The sequence below is a fragment of the Halocynthiibacter sp. C4 genome (genome assembly GCF_028823805.1).
GTDB lineage: Bacteria > Pseudomonadota > Alphaproteobacteria > Rhodobacterales > Rhodobacteraceae > Falsihalocynthiibacter > Falsihalocynthiibacter halioticoli.
Genome location: NZ_JAPEIE010000002.1, coordinates 1021133 through 1041664, shown reverse-complemented (window position 1 = coordinate 1041664; position 20532 = coordinate 1021133). Strand labels below are relative to the sequence as shown.

Annotated in this window: 19 protein-coding genes; 15 read left to right on the top strand and 4 right to left on the bottom strand. The window is 54.4% G+C overall.

Annotation, left to right across the window (positions count from 1 at the left end; genetic code table 11):
• Window positions 1-182: 182 nt before the first annotated feature.
• Together nudC and OU789_RS12275 are read left to right on the top strand one after the other, a co-directional pair.
• A complete protein-coding gene (nudC, locus tag OU789_RS12280) occupies window positions 183-1145 on the top strand; it encodes an NAD(+) diphosphatase (RefSeq protein ID WP_274655851.1) in 963 nt (320 codons plus the stop codon).
• Window positions 1146-1187: 42 nt separating this feature from the next.
• Window positions 1188-1664 (top strand): SRPBCC family protein, encoded by a 477-nt coding sequence (locus tag OU789_RS12275; RefSeq protein WP_274655850.1) that lies wholly within the window; start codon window positions 1188-1190, stop codon window positions 1662-1664.
• On the opposite strand, the gene OU789_RS12270 is transcribed toward OU789_RS12275, so the two are convergent.
• Entirely contained in the window at window positions 1653-2048 is a 396-nt protein-coding gene (locus OU789_RS12270; RefSeq protein WP_274655849.1) for a VOC family protein, read from the bottom strand. The two genes, OU789_RS12275 and OU789_RS12270, sit on opposite strands and share 12 nt — an antisense overlap.
• A 106-nt stretch (window positions 2049-2154) precedes the next feature.
• Entirely contained in the window at window positions 2155-3000 is an 846-nt protein-coding gene (locus OU789_RS12265; protein ID WP_274655848.1) for a prephenate dehydratase, read from the bottom strand.
• A gap of 120 nt (window positions 3001-3120) precedes the next feature.
• Here OU789_RS12265 and OU789_RS12260 point away from each other — a divergent pair, with 120 nt between their 5' ends.
• The 5 genes from OU789_RS12260 (at window position 3121) to OU789_RS12240 (ending at window position 9530) form a co-directional block, all read left to right on the top strand.
• Window positions 3121-3642, top strand: coding sequence for a c-type cytochrome (locus OU789_RS12260; protein WP_263952174.1), 522 nt, complete (start codon window positions 3121-3123; stop codon window positions 3640-3642).
• A 170-nt stretch (window positions 3643-3812) separates the two neighbouring features.
• Window positions 3813-5717, top strand: a complete 1905-nt coding sequence (locus OU789_RS12255; protein ID WP_274655847.1) for an extracellular solute-binding protein — start codon at window positions 3813-3815, stop codon at window positions 5715-5717.
• A gap of 9 nt (window positions 5718-5726) precedes the next feature.
• Window positions 5727-6824, top strand: a complete 1098-nt coding sequence (locus OU789_RS12250) for a microcin C ABC transporter permease YejB (protein WP_274655846.1) — start codon at window positions 5727-5729, stop codon at window positions 6822-6824.
• 1 nt (window position 6825) lies between these two features.
• Window positions 6826-7932: an ABC transporter permease gene (locus tag OU789_RS12245; RefSeq protein WP_274655845.1), complete on the top strand. Its 1107-nt coding sequence runs from the start codon at window positions 6826-6828 to the stop codon at window positions 7930-7932.
• Window positions 7929-9530, top strand: a complete 1602-nt coding sequence (locus OU789_RS12240) for an ABC transporter ATP-binding protein (RefSeq protein WP_274655844.1) — start codon at window positions 7929-7931, stop codon at window positions 9528-9530. Before OU789_RS12245 ends, OU789_RS12240 begins: the two co-directional genes overlap by 4 nt.
• A 5-nt stretch (window positions 9531-9535) precedes the next feature.
• Here the strand turns inward: OU789_RS12240 and hemN are convergent, their stop codons facing one another.
• Complete coding sequence (gene hemN / locus OU789_RS12235) at window positions 9536-10891, bottom strand: oxygen-independent coproporphyrinogen III oxidase (RefSeq protein WP_274655843.1); 1356 nt, start codon at window positions 10889-10891, stop codon at window positions 9536-9538.
• Between the two features lie 64 nt (window positions 10892-10955).
• Here hemN and fnrL point away from each other — a divergent pair, with 64 nt between their 5' ends.
• A complete protein-coding gene (fnrL, locus tag OU789_RS12230) occupies window positions 10956-11702 on the top strand; it encodes a transcriptional regulator FnrL (protein WP_263952181.1) in 747 nt (248 codons plus the stop codon).
• A gap of 50 nt (window positions 11703-11752) precedes the next feature.
• Here fnrL and OU789_RS12225 read toward each other — a convergent pair whose 3' ends face one another.
• Window positions 11753-12592, bottom strand: coding sequence for a universal stress protein (locus OU789_RS12225; protein ID WP_263952182.1), 840 nt, complete (start codon window positions 12590-12592; stop codon window positions 11753-11755).
• 186 nt (window positions 12593-12778) lie between these two features.
• Here OU789_RS12225 and ccoN point away from each other — a divergent pair, with 186 nt between their 5' ends.
• The 7 genes from ccoN (at window position 12779) to OU789_RS12190 (ending at window position 20529) form a co-directional block, all read left to right on the top strand.
• Window positions 12779-14374: a cytochrome-c oxidase, cbb3-type subunit I gene (gene ccoN / locus OU789_RS12220; RefSeq protein ID WP_263952183.1), complete on the top strand. Its 1596-nt coding sequence runs from the start codon at window positions 12779-12781 to the stop codon at window positions 14372-14374.
• A 13-nt stretch (window positions 14375-14387) separates the two neighbouring features.
• Window positions 14388-15113, top strand: a complete 726-nt coding sequence (gene ccoO, locus OU789_RS12215) for a cytochrome-c oxidase, cbb3-type subunit II (protein WP_274655842.1) — start codon at window positions 14388-14390, stop codon at window positions 15111-15113.
• Between the two features lie 8 nt (window positions 15114-15121).
• A complete protein-coding gene (locus tag OU789_RS12210) occupies window positions 15122-15316 on the top strand; it encodes a cbb3-type cytochrome c oxidase subunit 3 (protein ID WP_263952187.1) in 195 nt (64 codons plus the stop codon).
• A 2-nt stretch (window positions 15317-15318) separates the two neighbouring features.
• The gene (gene ccoP, locus OU789_RS12205) at window positions 15319-16185 is read left to right on the top strand and encodes a cytochrome-c oxidase, cbb3-type subunit III (RefSeq protein WP_274655841.1); all 867 of its coding nucleotides are present in this window, start codon (window positions 15319-15321) and stop codon (window positions 16183-16185) included.
• A gap of 257 nt (window positions 16186-16442) precedes the next feature.
• Window positions 16443-17876, top strand: a complete 1434-nt coding sequence (gene ccoG / locus OU789_RS12200; protein ID WP_263952191.1) for a cytochrome c oxidase accessory protein CcoG — start codon at window positions 16443-16445, stop codon at window positions 17874-17876.
• A complete protein-coding gene (locus tag OU789_RS12195) occupies window positions 17873-18340 on the top strand; it encodes a FixH family protein (protein ID WP_274655840.1) in 468 nt (155 codons plus the stop codon). Before ccoG ends, OU789_RS12195 begins: the two co-directional genes overlap by 4 nt.
• The gene (locus OU789_RS12190) at window positions 18337-20529 is read left to right on the top strand and encodes a heavy metal translocating P-type ATPase (RefSeq protein ID WP_274655839.1); all 2193 of its coding nucleotides are present in this window, start codon (window positions 18337-18339) and stop codon (window positions 20527-20529) included. Before OU789_RS12195 ends, OU789_RS12190 begins: the two co-directional genes overlap by 4 nt.
• Window positions 20530-20532 lie beyond the last annotated feature (3 nt).

The window sequence follows — 20532 nt, the reverse complement described above, 5'->3', positions numbered from 1 at the left end:
GGACTTCAAATATCGGGTGAGCATGACACGGAAATAACAATTCTCAAAATTGGGCAACTATCACAATCAACTTTAAGTTGTGTTTGAGGTATTTTGCTCAACTATGATTATTCTGCAACGTCTCTTGTCATTCCTGATGCTAGACACGATTGTACCGCCGAACAGACAGGAGCATGCGGGCGGTGAAAATTTCAGAACAGGTCGTATTTGGCGGCTCCAAACTTGACCGTGCCGCACAATTGCGTGCGGACGCAGAGAAGCTCGAGGCGCTTCGTTCTAAGGGTGATATCCTTCCAATATGGCGCGGCAAAGTTTTGGTGCATGAGGATGCGCGGGGAGCGGCGCTTCGGCTTGATTGCGGGCATCCGTTTCTTGAGAATAGCACTGGGGAGTATCTTTTCCTTGGGCTTGAAGGAGATCGCGCGATCTTCGCAACCGACGTTTCTTTATGGGAACCTGAGCAGCAAGATCTTGCCACAGTCGGTGATAATTTCGATGCGAGCGAGCAGGCATGCCCCCCATGTGGGGAGGGCGCGATCCTTGCCGAGTTACGCGCGATCATGTCAGTTTTAGATCCGCGATCCGCTGAATTGCTATCAACGGCTAAGGCGCTGTTGAACTGGCATGCGAGCCACAAATTTTGCGCAAAATGTGGGGCGCCTTCGGTTATGGCAATGGGCGGCTGGCAACGGAACTGTCCGGCTTGTTCCGCTCCGCATTTTCCGCGCACCGATCCCGTCGTGATCATGTTGGTAACGCGCGGCAATAAACTCTTAATTGGCCGCAGCCCGTTTTGGCCGGAAGGGATGTATTCAACACTTGCCGGATTTGTCGAACCAGGAGAGCCGATTGAGGCCGCCGTGCGCCGCGAAGTCTTTGAAGAAACCGCCATTCGCGTCGGGCGCGTTGATTATCTTGCCAGTCAGCCGTGGGCGTTTCCGTCCTCGCTGATGATCGGATGTCATGGGTTCGCCGAGAACGAAGACATCGTTATCGATCCTGTTGAAATCGAAGACGCCCGTTGGGTCACGCGCGAGGAGATGGCGGCGATAGTTGCCGGCGAAAACGCGGAAATCTATGCGCCGCGTGTTGGCTCGATCGCGCATTTCATGATTGTAAATTGGCTTGCAGACAAGCTGGAATGACGCAAAAAAGGCACGCAATAGGATTGGAACGCGAAGGTCGCCATGAAACTTGAGAGCCGTGAAGATATCGAAGCCCCCTTGAGCGTGGTTTTTCAGGCCGTTTCAGATTTCCCTGCGTTTGAGCGCCTCGCATTTCGTCGGGGAATCGAGGTGGGTGTCGCAACAGGTGATCCCGAGAAAGGCGAACCTGAGCGGAGTTGGGATGCCAAGTTCAATTATCGTGGGCGTGAAAGGCGGCTTAAGGCAGCTTTAGTGCGTATTGACCCTGCTCAGGGGTATCTTGTGAATGGCGCTGTTGGTGGGCTTGAAGGTGACATGATCATCGATCTGGTCCCCTTGTCGCGAACACGCACAAGGCTCACTGTCTGTGTTGATACGCGCGCCAAGTCGCTAACTGCAAGGCTTTTGCTACAGACTGCAAAGCTCACACGCGCCAAAATTTATCGCCGCTTTAGAAGGCGCGTCGGTCAGGTCGCGCAGGATATCGAAGATCGATACAACGCGATGTCACCTTCTTAGCTGCGTAAGCGGGTCAGAGAAGTATGCGCTCAAGTCGTGTGTGACAAAACGTTGAGGGTCTTGCCTGTTGGGTCTGTAACAAAAAAACCGCCGAACGCCCCATGGCTCATCAGTTAGGTCATAAGTGATGTCAAAGCCCAACTCCTTGGCGCGGGCAAATGTGGCGTTCACGTCATCAACTTCGATGGATAAATCCGGAACAGAAGCACCCGAGCCGCCTTCGTTCATCAAGCTGATTTGAGGCGAACAGTGTTCGTCGGTGCCAAGCGTGATGATCCATTCGAAATCCATCAGTACAGTTAGATCGAATAGCTCTTTATAGAAGGTTTGCACCTTGCTCGGCTTGTCTGTTTTGATGTTTGCAACGATCCGACGGACTGCCATATGCGCCTCCTGTTCGTCGCCACAACATAGAGACTTGGGTCATTAATGGAAACGCCGTAGCCGCGAAAGCCACAGTGGACAATTTGGTTGCACGGCGTTTGCGTTGCTATCCGTGGGTCTGGTTGCGGCGCGGATCGGCAGGGAACACACCCATCAAGCCGATGTGGTCCGTGAAATAGTCCAGCTCCTCAAGAGCAAGTTTTACGTTGCGATCGTCGGGATGGCCTTCGATCTCGGCATAAAACTGCGTTGCCGTGAATTTGCCGCCGACCATGTAGCTTTCGAGCTTGGTCATGTTGACGCCGTTGGTGGCAAATCCGCCCATGGCTTTATAGAGCGCAGCAGGAATGTTGCGGACGCGGAACACGAAGCTCGTAATCATCCCGTGTTTGCCGCGGCGGCTTAGGTCGGCCTCGCGCGCCATAATTAGGAATCGCGTGGTGTTGTTACCCTCGTCCTCGATGTTTCGAGCCAAAACATCCAGCCCGTAAATCTCCGCAGCCAGCTCACTTGCAAGTGCGCCCTCGGCAGGATCGCCAAGGGACGCAATCTCGCGCGCGGCGGCGGCATTATCCGACCAGTTCAGCGTGTCGATGCCATTGTCGCGCAAGAATGTGCGACATTGGCCGAGCAAAATCCCCATCGAGCGGACGCGCTTCACATCCGCAAGTTTGGTTCCGGGCAACGCCATGAGGTTGATGTTCACCCGTACAAAGGCCTCGCCTATGATTTGCAGCCCGCTCGATGGAAGCAAAGAATGAACGTCGGCGACGCGCCCGTAAGTGGAGTTCTCAACCGCAATCATGCCCAAATCAGCGTCGCCACGGCGCACCGCTTCGATGGCAGATTGGAAGGTCGGGCAGGGCAAAGGCTCGTAATCGGGGCGTGATTCCCGGCAAGCCTGATGCGAATAAGCACCGGGTTCCCCCTGAAATGCGATACGTTTTGTCATAAAACAGGGTCTCCGGGGCGGTTTTCCTAAAAAGGGCGATTGGTCGCGGTAACTACATCTTGCTCTTTGCATATGGAAGGGGCTACACATCGACAAACTTCGATCGAGATGGAACGCGACATGTTCGACACAATGACTATGACTAAAATTCTGGGCGCTTTTTGTGGCGCTCTTCTTTTCTTCCTTCTTGGGAGCTGGGCTGCGGAAGCGCTGTATCACACTGGCGGTGGCCATGGTGACGATCACGCTGCACAGGGTTACCTGATTGAAACCGGTGGCAGCGACGTTGCCGAAGTCGCCGATGACGGCCCGACCTTTGAAGAGCTTCTTGCTACTGCTGACGCAGGCAAAGGCGAAAAAGTCTTCGGTAAATGTAAGGCGTGCCACAAAATCGAAGATGGCGCGAACGGCACAGGCCCACACCTCTATGGTGCTGTTGACCGTGACATCGCTTCGGTTGCAGGCTTCTCCTATTCCGACGTCCTAACAGGCATGGAAGGAAACTGGACACCTGAGGCGCTTGACGGCTTCCTTGAGAATCCAAAAGGCTATGCGCCAGGAACAAAAATGGGCTTCTCTGGTTTGAAAAAGGCCCAAGACCGCGCCAACCTGATTGCGTATATGCAAACAATCGGCGGCTAAGCTGCTGAACAATTGATCTGATTTTGGGCTGTTTCCGCTGGGAGCAGCCCTTTTTCGTGTTTATCGGCAAAAACACGAAGTGTTCACGTATTCTCAACTTGAATGTTTGCCGATGGTAATTAGGCTATCCCAAACGCTACATAAAAAGAAACGCGTTCGGAGGAGAGAACATGTCCAAGCCAAGTGCAGTTGCCAGAGTAGTCCCGAAAACAAACAGACTTAAGCAGTTGGAATTCTGGACATTCGTAGTTGCCAGTTTGGTTGCTCTTCTTGGCGCGACTCTTGCGCAGGCCGATGAAAAGGTCATTTCCTCCTACGGCGTTTCGACTTTTGGTGAGCTGAAATATTCCGCCGACTTTGAACATCTCGATTATGTGAACCCAGACGCCCCGAAGGGCGGGGAAATGTCGCTCGCTGTCGTGGGTAGCTTTGACTCCATGAACCCATATTCGCGCAAAGGGACGGGCGGCGCACTGTCGACTATAATGTATGAATCGCTGTTAGCAGGAACAGCCGACGAAATCGGAAGCTCCTATGGACTTCTTGCTGAACGGCTCGAATACCCAGAGGATAAGAGCTGGGTTGTGTTCCACATGCGCCCAGAGGCGAAGTTCTCCGACGGCACGCCTGTAACGGCGGAAGACGTGTTCTTCGTCTACAACCTTTTCCTAAAGGAAGGGCTGACCTCTTATCGCACGATCCTCGCCAAGCAGGTTGAATCCGCCGAAGTTCTTTCACCGCATTCGATCAAATTCACCTTCAAGGACGGAATCGAAAAGCGCGATGTTATTGAAAACGTAGGCGGCCTTCCGATTTTCAAAGCGGCTTGGTTTGAAGAAACCGGCGCTATTCTCGATGAGAGCCGCCTTGAAACACCTCCCGGCTCTGGCCCCTACATGCGCGCGGATATGGATGTTGGGCGTCGGCTTGTTTACGAGCGGAACCCCGATTATTGGGGCGCGGATTTGCCAATCAACAAAGGCCGAAACAATTTCGATCGAATTCGCATTGAATATTTCGGTGACCAGACAGCAGCGTTCGAGGCATTCAAATCAGGCGTTGTTCATTTCCGCAATGAAAACTCCTCCAAACAATGGGCAACTGGATATGATTTTCCCGGCGTGAAGAATGGCACTGTTGTTCAGGCGGAGCTTCCTGATGGCAACATCGCTTCTGGTCAGGCCTTTGTATTCAACTTGCGTCGTGAAAAGTTTCAGGACATCCGTGTCCGCGAGGCAATTGGCCTGATGTTCAATTTCGAATGGTCCAACGAAACGCTGTTTTACGGGCTCTATGCACGGGTGAATTCCTTCTGGGAGAACTCCGAGCTTCAGGCCACAGGATTGCCCGAAGGCGAGGAATTGGCGCTGCTCGAGCCGATGCGCGATATTTTGCGCCCTGAAGTGTTTGACGAAGAAGTTCCGATGGCGCCTGTCTCTGGAAGCCGCCAACTTGATCGCACCAACCTGCGCCGCGCTTCACAACTGTTGGACGAGGCTGGATGGGTTGTTGGCAATGACGGCTTGCGCCGCAACGCACAGGGGCAAACGCTTGACGTTGAATTCCTCGAGCGCTCTCCGACCTTTGATCGCGTGATCCTGCCCTATGTAGATAACCTCAAAAAACTTGGCGTGAATGCCTCACTCAATCGCGTGGATTTCCCGCAGTTTTCCGAGCGGCGTCAGACGTTTGATTACGATATCATCACGTCTCACCTTGGTGGTGGATACGAGCCGGGCGATGGCCTAGAGCAGCGTTGGGGCAGCGAAACAGCAGAAGTTTCGATTTTTAACCCAACCGGTTTCAGTAGCGAGGCGACGGATCGGCTCATCGACATTATCAAGGCGGCCAAAACCCGCGAGGAGCTGCATGTTGCGGTCCGCGCGCTTGATCGTGTGTTGCGAGTTGAGCGGATTTGGGTGCCAGAATGGTACAAAGACGTTCATACGATTGCCTATTACGATAAGTACGCCTATCCCGAAGACTTGCCGCCCTTTGATTTCGGATACCTCGACTTCTGGTGGCAGGACGCCGAAAAGGAGGCCAAGCTCAAGGCCTCGGGCGCGCTGAAATAGGGAACCACAATGGGCGCTTACATACTCCGAAGGCTCTTGCTGATTATTCCGACGTTGTTCGGGATAATGGTAGTGAACTTTACGCTCGTTCAATTTGTGCCTGGCGGCCCAATTGAACAAATCCTCGCTGAACTCGAAGGGGAGGGCGACGCCTTTGCCACCATCTCTGGAGGTGGAGGAGACGCGGGGTTTCAGGAATCCGACGTCGGCGGGGGCTTTGAAAGCAAGTACATCGGAGCACGAGGTTTACCGCCCGAAGCAATCGCGGAGCTAGAGCGGCAGTTCGGCTTTGATAAACCTCCGGTCGAGCGCTTTTTCAGTATGATGTGGAACTACATCCGCTTCGATTTTGGCGAGAGTTACAACCAAGACAAACCAGTTCTTGAACTTGTAAAAGACAAGCTGCCCGTTTCAATTTCGCTTGGGCTTTGGTCCACTCTGATTGCTTATTGCATTTCCATACCGCTTGGAATTCGCAAAGCTGTACGTGACGGAAGCTCTTTTGATACTTGGACAAGTGGTCTGATTATCGTGGCCTATGCGCTTCCGGGTTTCTTGATTGCGATCCTTTTGATCGTTCTGTTTGCAGGGGGGTCCTATTGGCAGATCTTCCCGCTGCGTGGGCTCGTATCCGACAATTGGTCCGATTTGAGTTGGCCAATGAAAATCGCGGATTACTTCTGGCATATGGCGCTGCCGATTATCGCCAGCACCATTTCTGCCTTTGCGGGCCTTACGCTCCTGACTAAGAACAGCTTCCTTGACGAGATCCGCAAACAATATGTCATCACGGCCCGCGCGAAGGGGCTTTCGGAGAGCCGTGTGCTGTATGGCCACGTATTCCGCAATGCTATGCTGATTGTGATCTCGGGTTTTCCAGGGCTCTTCATCAGCATCTTCCTTACCGGCTCTGTTATCATCGAAACCATATTCTCGCTCGATGGTCTTGGCCGTCTCGGATTTGAGGCTGCCGTTTCACGCGATTATGCGGTGGTGTTCGGCACGCTATTCTTCTTCGGGCTTATTGGCCTCGTGATCGGTATCTTGTCGGACTTGATGTATGTGTTCGTCGATCCGCGCATCGACTTTGAATCGCGGGGAAGCTGACGTGGAACTTTCTCCGCTTAATCAACGCCGCTGGAGTAACTTCCGCCGCAATAAACGCGCGTTCTACTCGCTTATCATCTTCTCGTTCCTCTTCATTGCGTCGTGCTTTGCCGAGTTCATTGCCAATGACCGCCCGATCCTCGTGAAGTATCAGGGCGAATACTACATGCCGATTTTCAAGTTTTATCCAGAAACGCAATTCGGTGGCGACCTTCCGGGCGAGGCGGATTATGCTTGGGAAGGGCAGGAATGCCTTATTGCGACGGGCGGAAATATTGATTGTTTCGACCGCCCCGAAGAGCTTATCGAAGACGCCAAGGATGGCGTGATTGATGGCGAGAAAATTGATCGTGGCTGGATGATCTGGCCGCTTATTCCGAACAGCTACAGCAACCCCGTTGATCGCCCAGGAACTGCACCGTCACCGCCAGATAGCTACAACTGGCTCGGCACAGACGACACCAAGCGCGACGTGTTGGCGCGGGTGATCTATGGTTTCCGGCTCTCGGTATTCTTTGCGCTGATTGTAACTGGCGCTTCCTCTGTGCTCGGTATTATTGCTGGTGCGGTTCAGGGGTATTTCGGCGGGCGTACAGACCTCATTTTCCAGAGGCTTTTGGAAATCTGGGGCGCAACGCCGAGCCTTTACGTGATTATCATCCTGTTCTCGATACTGGGGCGAAGTTTCTGGCTGCTTGTCTTTGTTTCGGTGCTGTTTGGCTGGCCGGCGCTGGTTGGCGTGGTACGGGCAGAGTTCCTGCGCGCGCGCAACTTTGAATATGTTCGGGCCGCCAAGGCGCTGGGCGTGTCAAATCGTGTGATTATGTTCCGCCATATGCTGCCCAATGCGATGGTTGCGACGCTGACGCTCCTGCCGTTTATCATTACGGGAGCGATTGGCGGTCTGGCGGGGCTTGATTTCCTTGGGTATGGATTGCCGCCTTCGGCACCATCTCTTGGTGAATTGACCCAGCAGGCAAAACAGAACCTACAAGCGCCATGGTTGGCGTTTACGGCGTTCTTTACCTTTGCGATCATGCTGTCGCTATTGGTCTTTATCTTTGAAGGCATCCGCGATGCGTTTGACCCACGGAAGGTGTTTCAATGACAAAACGCGCGCTTGAGGTCAAAGACCTGCGGATCAGCTTCCGTCAGGAAGGCGTAAGCAAAGAAGCCGTGAAGGGGGTTTCTTTCCACGTTGATGAGGGCGAAACCGTGGCTCTCGTGGGGGAGTCCGGCTCTGGTAAGTCCATCACTGCGCTGTCCACAGTATCGCTTTTGTCGGATAATGCAGAAGTGAGCGGCTCTGCGAAGTACCTCGGCAGCGAAATGATCGGCGCGAGTGAGAAAGAGCTTCGCCGTGTGCGAGGCAATGATATCAGCTTCATTTTCCAAGAGCCGATGACATCGCTTAATCCGCTTCACACCATCGAAAAGCAGCTTACCGAAGGTATTCTGCTCCATCAGGGCAAAACAGGTGACGCGGCGCGCGACGCGGTTATTGAGCTGTTGACCAAGGTGGGTATTCACGACCCAGAGAGCCGGTTGAATGCATATCCGCACCAGCTTTCCGGCGGGCAACGTCAGCGTGTGATGATTGCCATGGCGCTTGCGAACGGGCCAGAACTCCTGATCGCGGACGAACCGACAACCGCACTTGATGTGACCATTCAGGCCCAGATCCTCGAATTGCTTGCGGACCTCAAGAAAAGCGAGGGGATGAGCCTTTTGTTCATCACCCACGACCTCGGTATTGTGCGCAAAATTGCGGATCGTGTGTGTGTGATGAAGGATGGCGAGATTGTTGAAACTGGCCCGACGCTAGAGATTTTTGACAATCCGCAACATCCCTATACGCAAATGCTTCTGAATGCAGAGCCGAGCGGCGCACCGGAGCCTGTTGCGCCTGATGCGAAAACGCTGGTGCGGACGGATGATCTGCGTATTTGGTTCCCTATCCATCGTGGATTGCTCAAGCGCACGGTGGGCCATGTAAAGGCGGTGAATGCCGCGAGCATTTCGGTGCGTGCGGGCGAAACGCTGGGGATTGTGGGCGAATCCGGTTCTGGCAAAACGACGCTGGCGCTGGCGATTATGCGGCTCATTCAGTCGGAAGGCGGTATCGAATTTGATGGCCGCGCGATTGATGCGCTCAAGAGCCGTGATATCACCCCGCTGCGTAAGGATATGCAGATCGTATTCCAAGACCCGTTCGGCTCTCTTTCGCCGCGAATGACAGCGGGCGAGATTATTGCGGAGGGGCTTGCGATCCATGACGTTGGCAAAGGACGTGACCCACGCGAATTGGTGCAGGACATCATGCGCGAGACGGGGCTTGATCCGGCAACGATCGATCGTTACCCGCATGAGTTCTCCGGTGGGCAGCGCCAGAGGATCGCGATTGCACGCGCTATGATTTTGCGTCCCAAGCTGGTTGTTTTGGACGAGCCGACAAGTGCGCTTGACCGTACCGTACAGCAGCAAATCATTGCGCTCCTGCGCGAGTTGCAAAATCGTTATCAGCTTGGCTATCTGTTCATCAGTCACGACCTGAAGGTCGTACGCGCTCTAAGCCACAATGTTGTGGTAATGAAGCAGGGTGATGTTGTTGAGGCCGGCACGCGGGAGCAGATTTTCGACAATCCGCAAACCGAATATACGCGCACGCTCATCAAGGCGGCCCTTGATTTGAACGTCGCGCGATAATCGTTTTACACGGCGGAGCTATGGCCGGTTTTTGAGAGTTCGTAGGCGTCGAAGCTGCGTGCAATCACCCGTGTCAACGGACGAGTGGATGGTGGAACCTCGAGGCGTCCGTTCTTGTAGCTCACAACATCGCTAAACTGTGCGGCAACCGGCGCGATTAGCTTTTCAACCTCTGCTTTGGCCAGCCCGCGCTCGGCAGCAATCTCGGCGGCGTCGACCACGAAATCACACATCAAAACTTCGATCAGACGCGCGCGGAGTTTGTCTTCGGCGGTAAAGCGATGCCCGCGCTTGGTGGAGAACCCGCCCGCTCGAATGGCGGCTGTGTGTTGCGATGTGGCAGAAGCGTTTTGCGCATAACCCTGCGGGAACTTTGAAATTGACGAAGCGCCAAGCCCGACAAGAACTTCAGAAGTGTCCTCGGTATAGCCTTGGAAGTTGCGGCGCAGGCGCCCTGCTTTCTGGGCAATGCTCAAACTGTCGCTCGGTAGCGCAAAGTGGTCGATACCGATTTCATCATAGCCGTCCCATTTAAAGAGCTTCTGCGCGGTTTCAAACAACCCAAGTCGTTGCTCGGCGCTTGGCAGCGCTTCTTCTGGGATCATGGTCTGACGGCGCGCCATCCATGGGACGTGGGCATAACCGTAGAGCGCCACGCGATCAGGCGCGAGCGAGAGAAGCTTCTGTACGCTTTCGGTGATTTTCTCCGGAGTCTGATAGGGCAGACCATAGAGTATATCGGTGTTGAGCGACTTCACGCCACGCGCGCGAATCGCGTGAACGGCTTCGGCGGTAAGCTCGTAACTTTGCTCGCGGCCGATGACTTTCTGAATTTCAGGGTCAAAATCCTGCACACCAATAGAAGCGCGGTTCAGGCCTGCGGCGGCAAGGGCATCAAGGCGCGCACCGTCGATTTCGTTAGGGTCGATCTCAACCGAAAACTCGCCATCCTCAGCAAGAGGCGCAACGGAATAGATTGCCTCGGCCAGTTCTGTCATCATATCGGGCGCCAGAAGCGTTGGTGTTCCTCCGCCCCAATGTAGTCGCTCAAGAGTGACGCCCTGAGGAAGGCGGGAGCGCAGAATCTCGATTTCTGCTTTGAGCGTTTCAAGATAAGCGCGCACAGGCGCATCCGAAGAGGTACCTTGCGTACGGCAGGCGCAGAACCAACACAAACGACGGCAGAAGGGCACGTGGATATAGAGCGAAATCTGCCCACCTTCGGGGATCGCACCAATCCAATCTGCAAACAGATCAGGCCCAACATTTCCCGCGAAATGCGGTGATGTCGGATAGCTTGTGTAGCGGGGGACACGCGCGTCAAAAAGGCCGTGTCGGGCAAGTTGTATATTCGTTTCCATGCGGGTATCTATAGACCCCGTTAAGGTCACATACTTTGACACATATCAATTACCGGACGCCTTAATGTTTGCACCTGACCTGACGAAAAACTTCAATAAATGCGGCGATTGCCCCATTCGGAAGCGCGCGGTTTGTGCACACTGCGAGACCGAAGAACTCATTCTGCTTGAAGAAATGAAGTACTACCGCAGCTTTGAAGCTGGCCAAACGGTGGTTTGGTCTGGTGACCGTATGGATTTTGTGGCGTCGGTGGTGTCTGGAATTGCCTCGCTGACCCAAACGCTCGAAGACGGGCGCACACAGATGGTCGGGTTGCTTCTGCCTTCAGATTTTGTCGGTCGCCCAGGGCGCGATTCGGCGCCTTATGATGTGGTGGCAACAACCGATCTTGTGATGTGTTGTTTTCGTAAGAAGCCGTTTGAGGAACTGGTTTCGACCACTCCGCGTGTTGCGCAGCGACTCTTGCAAATGACGTTGGACGAGTTGGATGCCGCGCGCGAGTGGATGCTATTACTTGGCCGCAAAACCGCGCGTGAAAAGATCGCCAGCCTGCTGGCAATTATCGCCCGCCGCAACTCGATGCTTGCGACCCAGACCGTTGGCGATTCGATGAGCTTCGACCTGCCGCTTACGCGAGAGGCAATGTCCGACTACCTCGGACTTACACTCGAGACAGTAAGCCGCCAGATTTCCGCTCTGAAGAAAGACGGTTTAATCGAACTTCAAGGCAAGCGTCACATCATTGTGCCGGATTTCCAAAAGCTGGTGCTTGAGTCCGGTGATGACGCCGACGGTGGATTGCCGATCTAAACTCGCGCGATGAGTGCGGGCGGGCAATTTCTTGCCCGACCCAAGCGTGATTAGTGACGCATGAAGACCGGAACTTCTGCGTTTTCAAGCATGTAGCGGGTTGCGCCGCCTAAAACTGCTTCGCGGAAGCGCGAGTGCCCGTAGGCGCCCATAACCAGCATGTCTGCGTTCTGGTCACTGATGTGACGCAGCATGATATCCCCGACGCGAGGCATCGATTTTGCCAGAACCGAGATTTCGGCATGGATGCCATGACGCGACAGCAGTTGTGAAAGCAGCCCGCCGGGGTCGGAACGGTTTGGCCCGTGGGTTGGCGGATCAATCACGGCGATATTCACTTGGTCGGCCTCAAGCAAGAACGGCATTGCAGCGCGAACTGCGTTAAGCGCCTCAACGCTTTCGTTCCAGCCGATCACAACATTCTTCGGCGCGCCGAGTGCTTTGGGAGCATCTGGCACAACGATTATTGGCGCGTTCCCTTCAAACAGAGCGGCTTCGACCAAACCTTCGTCTACGCTGTCGCGCGCCTCACCATAGGGTTTCGGCAATACAACAGCATCCGCAAATCGCGCGCGGTGAGCTGCAACGCGATTGAGACCGGAAATTTGAACGACGGCTTGTTCTGCGGCCCATGGGAAAGTCTCGCCCTCAAGGCGTTTGCGGGCCCATTCATCAACTTCCTTGGCATCCGCGCTGGCGCGCTCAATTGTCTCTTGCTGAATAAGCGCGTTGGCGCCGGCGTAGTAATATCCCGTTTGGGTGCGGTCTACGCCGAGGTTTAGAACATCGAGATGAGCCTCGTTCTGATTAGCCAATGCACAGGCATAATCGAGCGCGGCTGCGCATGTGGCTGGGGCTGAGGCAATACAGAGAATTGATTTATACGACATAAATGTCTCCTTCATTCTGTTTGCAAAATATAAAATTTGCTTTTGTGTCACATTGACCTCGATCAACCAATACTATGGTAAAAATTGACATGGATCAAAGCGAGTGAGTACGCTCGCAAACATACCGAGATCAAAGAACGCACCCGGGCGCTAGAATCGCGTCGGGAAAGGACGAAGGGACACAAAATGTGGGACTATCTTAAGCTGATCGTGCTTGCGCTCGTGACGGTACTTGCCGCCATAGCCGCAAACTATGCACGTGATTTTGCATATCAGGTGCATGCCATACTGGTCATGCTTGTCGCGGGGGGGCTGTTTTTGTGGTCCGTTCGCAAAACCGGCGATCCAAAACCGCCAACCCCGACCGGTTATATGGACGGTGTTATCCGGGCAGGCGCGATTGCCACGGTGTTCTGGGGTGTCGTCGGTTTCTTGGTCGGTACGTTCATCGCGTTTCAGCTTGCTTTCCCTGTCCTGAACTTTGATTGGGCCCAAGGATATGCCAACTTTGGCCGTCTTCGCCCGCTCCATACATCGGCGGTTATTTTTGCCTTTGGTGGTAATGCGCTGATTTGTACAAGTTTTTATGTTGTTCAACGAACGTCTGCCGCACGTCTCTGGGGTGGCAATCTGGCGTGGTTCGTTTTTTGGGGGTACAACCTATTTATTGTTCTCGCGGCGACGGGCTACCTTCTCGGTGCTACCCAGTCCAAAGAATATGCAGAGCCTGAGTGGTATGTAGATATCTGGCTCACAATCGTTTGGGTTGCCTATCTTGTGGTGTACCTCGGCACGATTATGAACCGCAAAGAAAAGCACATCTATGTTGCGAACTGGTTCTATCTCGGCTTCATCGTCACTGTTGCGATGCTTCACATCGTCAACAACCTGAGCCTCCCGGTTTCGATCTTCGGTTCGCGCTCGGTTCAGCTCTTTGCAGGTGTTCAGGATGCGATGACACAATGGTGGTACGGCCACAACGCGGTGGGCTTCTTCCTGACTGCGGGCTTCCTTGGCATGATGTACTACTTCGTGCCGAAACAAGCAGAGCGCCCTGTGTACTCCTACAAGCTGTCGATCATCCACTTTTGGGCGCTGATCTTCCTGTATATCTGGGCTGGTCCACACCATCTTCACTATACAGCGCTGCCGGAATGGGCTTCGACACTCGGTATGGTCTTCTCGGTCATTCTCTGGATGCCAAGCTGGGGTGGTATGATCAACGGTCTGATGACGCTGCAAGGCGCATGGGACAAACTCCGCACCGACCCGATTATCCGTATGATGGTTGTGTCGATCGGTTTCTACGGCATGTCCACTTTCGAAGGTCCGATGATGTCGATCAAAGCTGTGAACTCTCTCAGCCACTACACCGACTGGACTATCGGGCACGTGCACTCTGGTGCGCTTGGCTGGAACGGTATGATCACCTTCGGTGCGCTCTACTATCTCTTCCCGAAACTGTGGAACAAAACCGGTCTCTATAGCCTCAAGCTTGTTAACTGGCACTTCTGGCTGGCGACAATCGGTATCGTTCTCTACGCGGCGTCCATGTGGGTCACCGGCATTATGGAAGGTCTGATGTGGCGTGAAGTTGATGCGCAAGGCTTCCTTGTGAACGCTTTCGCCGACACTCTCGGACCGAAGTTCCCGATGTTGGTTGTGCGTGGCCTTGGTGGGGTTCTGTTCCTCGTTGGCTCGCTGATCATGGCCTATAACCTTTGGATGACTGTTGCGAAAGGCGAGCCTAAGCCCGCCGCCGCAATGGCACCGGCAGAATAAGGGGGATTCAGAAATGGGAATTCTCGACAAACACAAGTTTCTGGAAAAGAACGCAACAGCCCTTCTGGTCGGCAGCCTCTTGGTCGTGTCGGTCGGGGGGATCGTGGAAATCGCTCCGCTGTTCTATCTGGAAAATACTATTGAAGACGTTGAAGGCATGCGCCCTTACTCTCCGCTCGAATTGGCGGGCCGCGAAGTTTACATTCGCGAAGGGTGCTATGTCTGTCACAGCCAGATGATTCGCCCAATGCGCGACGAAGTAGAGCGCTACGGGCACTATTCTCTGGCAGCGGAAAGCATGTATGACCACCCGTTCCAGTGGGGGTCAAAGCGGACGGGGCCAGACCTCGCTCGTGTCGGCGGCCGCTACTCGGATGAGTGGCATGTCGATCACCTGCGCGACCCTCAATCGGTTGTGCCGGAATCAATCATGCCTAAATACGGCTTCCTCGAAGACAAGCTTCTTGACGGTAAATACATCGGTGACCTTCTAAAAACTCATAAGATGGTTGGCGTGCCTTATACCGAAGAGATGCTGGAAAATGCGCATGCCGACTTCATGGCCCAAGCTGATCCGGATAGCGATTACGACGATATGCTCGAACGCTATCCCGGCGCACAGGTACGGAACTTTGACGGCAAGCCCGGCGTTTCCGAAACCGACGCGTTGATTGCCTATTTGCAAATGTTGGGGACATTGGTTGATTTCTCGACCTTTACACCCGACCCAACCCGCTAGGAGGCACCATGTATAGCATCCTACGTGAATTTGCAGATAGCTGGGTCTTGCTCCTGATGTTCCTCTTCTTTGTAGGGGTGTTCGTCTGGGTATTCCGTCCCGGTAGCAAAAAGGTTCATAGCGATACGGCAGATATACCGTTCCGCCATGAGGATTCTCCGCTGGCCGATGCGCCGCAAAACGCCCAGAACAAGGAGGCGTGAACATGTCAAAGAAACCTGTCAAAAAACAACACGAAGATCCGGAAACAACAGGCCACTCCTGGGATGGGATCGAAGAGTTCAACAACCCGCTTCCGCGTTGGTGGCTCTGGACTTTTTATGCTACCATCATTTGGGGCATTGCCTATACCATCGCCTATCCGGCATGGCCGCTTGTGAACAAAGCTACTCAGGGGGTTCTTGGGTATTCCACTCGTGAAGAAGTTGCCAAGGATATCGCATCCTTTAACGAGGCGAACGCGGAAATCCGTGCCAAGCTCGTTTCAACCGACCTAACTGAAGTTGAAAACGATGCTGACCTGACACGCTTTGCAACAGCTGGTGGCGCCGCGGTATTCCGCACATGGTGCGCACAATGTCACGGTTCTGGTGCGGCTGGCGCGGTTGGATATCCGAACCTGCTGGATGATGACTGGCTCTGGGGTGGTGATATCGAGGCGATCTATGAAACTGTCGCCCATGGTATCCGCAACGAAGACTACGACGATGCGCGTTACTCCGAAATGCCCAAGTTCGGCGAGATTCTCGAGAATGAGGAAATCGAACAAGTGGTTGAATATGTGCTGTCCATCTCTGGGCAGGAACATGACGCAACGCTCGCTTCTGCTGGTGCGGTTGTCTACGAAGATAATTGCTCTGCATGTCACGCAGAAGATGGCACAGGTGACCGAAGTCAAGGCGCACCGAATCTGACTGATGCAATCTGGCTTTACGGTGGTGATCGTGAGTCCCTTACGGACACTGTCGTAAACGCTCGGTACGGGGTTATGCCTGGTTGGTCTAATCGCTTGTCCGAAGCAGATATTCGCGCCGTCTCCTTCTACGTCCACAACTTGGGCGGCGGCGAATAACAACAAGTTCCGGAGGGAAACCTCTGGTTGGTGCCGACCGCCCGTCCTGTTCGCGCGTTTCCTGGGGGTTGGCACCAAAAAACTAAGTGGCGAAGCTCTGTCCTGGGCTTCGCCACTTTTTTGTCTGCGGCCAAGCGGCGCATGCACGACCTGTCGCAGGGACAATTCGGAAATCCCGTGAAACTTTGATACACATCAAGGAAGTTCCTCGTGATTCAACCCACGAAGGCAACGCGAAACAGGACAATGGAGGCGCTATGAGTGCGTCAGAAACACCACCGAAGCTCTATGCAGCTCACGAACCGGTATTCCCGAAGCGGGTTTACGGCACATTTCGAACACTGAAGTGGTGGATCTTGGCGGTAACGCTTGGAATCTACTATTTACTTCCGTGGATTCGTTGGGATCGTGGCGATAAGCTGCCCGATCAGGCTGTTTTGGTTGATCTTGCCAATCGGCGCTTCTTTTTCTTCTGGATCGAGATTTGGCCGCACGAGTTCTATTTCGTTGCGGGGCTGCTCATTATGGCGGGCCTTGGGTTGTTCCTGTTTACCTCGGCGCTTGGGCGCGTGTGGTGCGGATATGCCTGCCCGCAAACGGTCTGGACAGATTTGTTCATCCTTGTTGAGCGCTGGATCGAGGGCGACCGTAACGCGCGCGTACGCCTTTGGAATGCAAAATGGGACCTGCGAAAAATCAGGCTACGGCTGTTTAAGTGGGTTGTCTGGCTGTTGATTGCGGTCGCCACTGGGGGCGCATGGGTTTTCTACTTTACTGACGCGCCGCAATTGGCCGTCGATCTGGTTACGTTGAACGCGCACCCGATTGCCTATACGACCATTGTGATTCTTACGCTCACCACCTTTGTGTTCGGTGGCTTCATGCGCGAGCAGGTCTGTATCTACATGTGCCCTTGGCCGCGTATTCAGGCGGCGATGATGGACGAAGACACATTGGTCGTTGCCTATCGTGAGTGGCGCGGAGAGCCGCGCGGCAAGCATCGCAAGAAGCAAGACCCAGAGGCGGAGCCGCTGGGAGACTGTATCGATTGCATGGCTTGCGTGAATGTATGCCCCGTTGGCATCGATATCCGCGACGGTCAGCAAATGGAGTGTATCACGTGCGCGCTTTGCATCGATGCCTGCGACGACATCATGGACAAGATCGGTAAGCCACGCGGGCTCATCGATTACATGGCTCTTAAGGATGAGGAAGCCGAACGCGCAGGCGAAGAGCCGCGAAACATCTGGAAACACATCCTGCGGCCGCGCACGCTTCTGTACACAGGGCTTTGGTCTGCTGTCGGGTTCGCGCTGGTGTTTGCGCTGTTTATTCGCAGCGATATCAACATCACTGTTTCCCCTGTTCGAAACCCGACCTTTGTAACCCTGTCTGACGGCTCAATCCGCAATACATACGATGTGCGGCTCCGGAACAAACACGGCGAGGATCGAGACTTTGCGATGTCGCTGACCAGCGAAGAGCAGCTTGAACTTTCGCTGGAAGGGGAGGATGATCTAACTGTTCGGGTCCCTGCGGACTCAACGTTCCTTCAGCGGGTCTATGTCACTGCGCCGAGTGGAACGCAGGCAACAACAATGCAATCCGCTCCTCTGCGGCTTTGGATCACAGATGTTGTGAATGAAGATAGAGCCTCAAAAGACACGGTATTCAACGGAAACGCAAAATGACCAAACAACGCGAAATCACAGGACGACAGGTCTTTTTCTTTGTATCGGGCGCTTTTGCGATTGTGATCGGTGTGAATCTGACGCTCGCCTATAATGCCGTCAAAACCTTTCCAGGACTGGAGGTTAAGAACTCATACGTGGCGAGCCAGAAATACGACGAGGTGCGCGCCGCGCAAGAGGCGCTTGGCTGGACGGTTGAGCCGACATATCAAGATGGCGTGCTTGAGCTTGCTGTAACGGATGCAGACGGCGCGCCGGTTGAGGTTTTGAACCTCAGGGGCATTCTTGGGCGCGCAACGCATACGCGGCAGGATATGACACCGGAATTCACTTTCGCCAATGGCGTATACAGTACTCCGGTAGAGCTTGATCGTGGGAATTGGAATTTTCGGATGCAGGCAACTGCGCCCGATGGAACGCCCTTTCAGCAGCGCGTTGTCATTCACGTAAGAAAGCAGAAATGAGTGACCTGACAGCAAATTCGTCGGCGTGTCCGGCCTGTGTTGTTGCACCTGCCGCAACCGAGGTTGCGGCGCGGGTGGATGCCGCTGCGCCTGCAGGTGCGATTTTGCTGTCCTTGCCGACAATCCATTGCTCGGCCTGTATCTCATCTGTTGAACGTACCCTAAACGCGATGAGCGGCGTGAATTCTGCGCGTGTGAATCTCACGCTCAAGCGGGCATCGGTTGAGGCTGAACCATCTGTCGGGATTGATGACCTGACAACCGCGCTGGAAAACGCCGGTTTCGAAGCCCATGAACTGGATGCGAGTGCCATCGCCGCCACCGAAACCAACAAGGCGGGCCGTGACCTATTGATGCGGCTTGCGGTTGCTTTCTTTGCGTCGATGAATGTAATGCTTCTGTCCGTAGCTGTTTGGTCAGGCGCCGAAGATGCCACGCGGGATATGTTCCACTGGATATCTGCTGCGATTGCCTTTCCGGCCATTGGATTCTCTGCGCAGCCGTTTTTCAAAAACGCATGGGCGGCGCTCTCCAAGAAGCGGATGAACATGGATGTTCCGATTGCTTTGGCGATCGCGCTCGCGCTTGGAACATCTCTCTATGAAACGGCCCATTCGGGCGAGCATGCTTATTTTGACGCGGCGCTTACACTAACCTGCTTCCTTCTTGCGGGCCGCTACCTTGATCACCGCACGCGCGCGGTTGCACGATCCGCCGCCGAAGAACTTGCTGCGTTGGAGGTGCCGCGTGCTTTGCGGATTGTCCTTGGCCCAAATGGTGAAAAGATCGAAGAAACGGTTCTGATTTCTGACCTCGCCAAGGGTGATCTGCTTCTTGTTAAGCCTGGTGGTCGAATGCCGGTGGACGGTGAGGTTGTTGAAGGGAAAAGCGAGCTTGATCGTTCGCTGCTGACCGGTGAAACGCTTCCTGTCTTTGTTGAGCAGGGGCAGTTGGTTAGCGCGGGAGAGGTGAACCTGACTGGCCCGCTTGTGGTTCGAACAACCGCGTTCGGCCGCGATACATCCCTGCATCGGATGGCGGACCTTGTTGCGATCGCTGAAAGTGGCCGCAATCGATACACCTCGCTTGCCGATAAGGCCGCCAAACTCTATGCGCCCGGTGTGCACATCCTTGCGGGGCTTTCGTTTATTGGCTGGTATATCTTTACCCAAGACATGCGCACGGCGATCAACATCGCGGCGGCTGTTCTTATTATCACCTGTCCCTGTGCGCTTGGCCTTGCTGTTCCTGCGGTGACAACGGCGGCTTCTGGGCGGCTTTTTAAGCGTGGCATGCTCATCAAGCACGAGACCGCATTGGAGCGATTGGCCGAGGTGAAGTCGGTTGTTTTTGACAAAACCGGTACGCTTACCAATGGCACGCCTGTTTTCCTCGATGAGGGTCAAAACGCCGATGATCTCGCGGTTGCCATCGGTCTTGCCAAGGCATCAGCTCACCCGCTTGCACAGGCATTGGTCCAATCGGGAAAGCCAGCGGCATTGATTGAAGAGATTAAAGAAGTGCCGGGCTATGGTGTCGAGGGCCAGTGGAATGGGCAGCGTGTTCGGCTTGGCCGCGGCGCTTGGGTTGGGGCAACGGATGAGAGTTTCGAAGGCCCAACCACATGGCTTCGCATTGGGGAAAATGCTCCAGTTCGGTTCGGTTTCCGCGATACGCTGCGCACCGGTGCACGCGAAGCAGTGAGCGAGCTATTGGCGCGCGGTGTGCCTGTCCATCTGATCTCTGGCGACACCAAGCCTTCAGTTGCTGCACTTGCACGCGAGCTTGGGATATCCAATTGGCAAGCGGGCGTATTGCCCGAAGAGAAGGCCGGATATATCAACGACCTCTCGCAATCCGGCCCCGTGTTGATGGTGGGTGACGGTTTGAACGACACTGCTGCGCTCGCGGCGGCGCATGTCTCGATATCACCAGCGTCTGCTTTAGATGCCGCACGAGTCGCTTCGGATATCGTTTTGCTTGGAAGTGACCTAAGCTCGCTGCCAGAGGCGCTAACGACCGCGCAGAAATCGACCAAACGGATCAGAGAGAATTTCCGCATCGCGACGCTTTACAACTTCATCGCAGTGCCTATTGCCGTCGCAGGGCTTGCAACTCCGCTTGCTGCTGCGCTGGCAATGTCGCTTAGTTCGATCACCGTTTCACTAAACGCGCTACGTCTTAGGTAATCC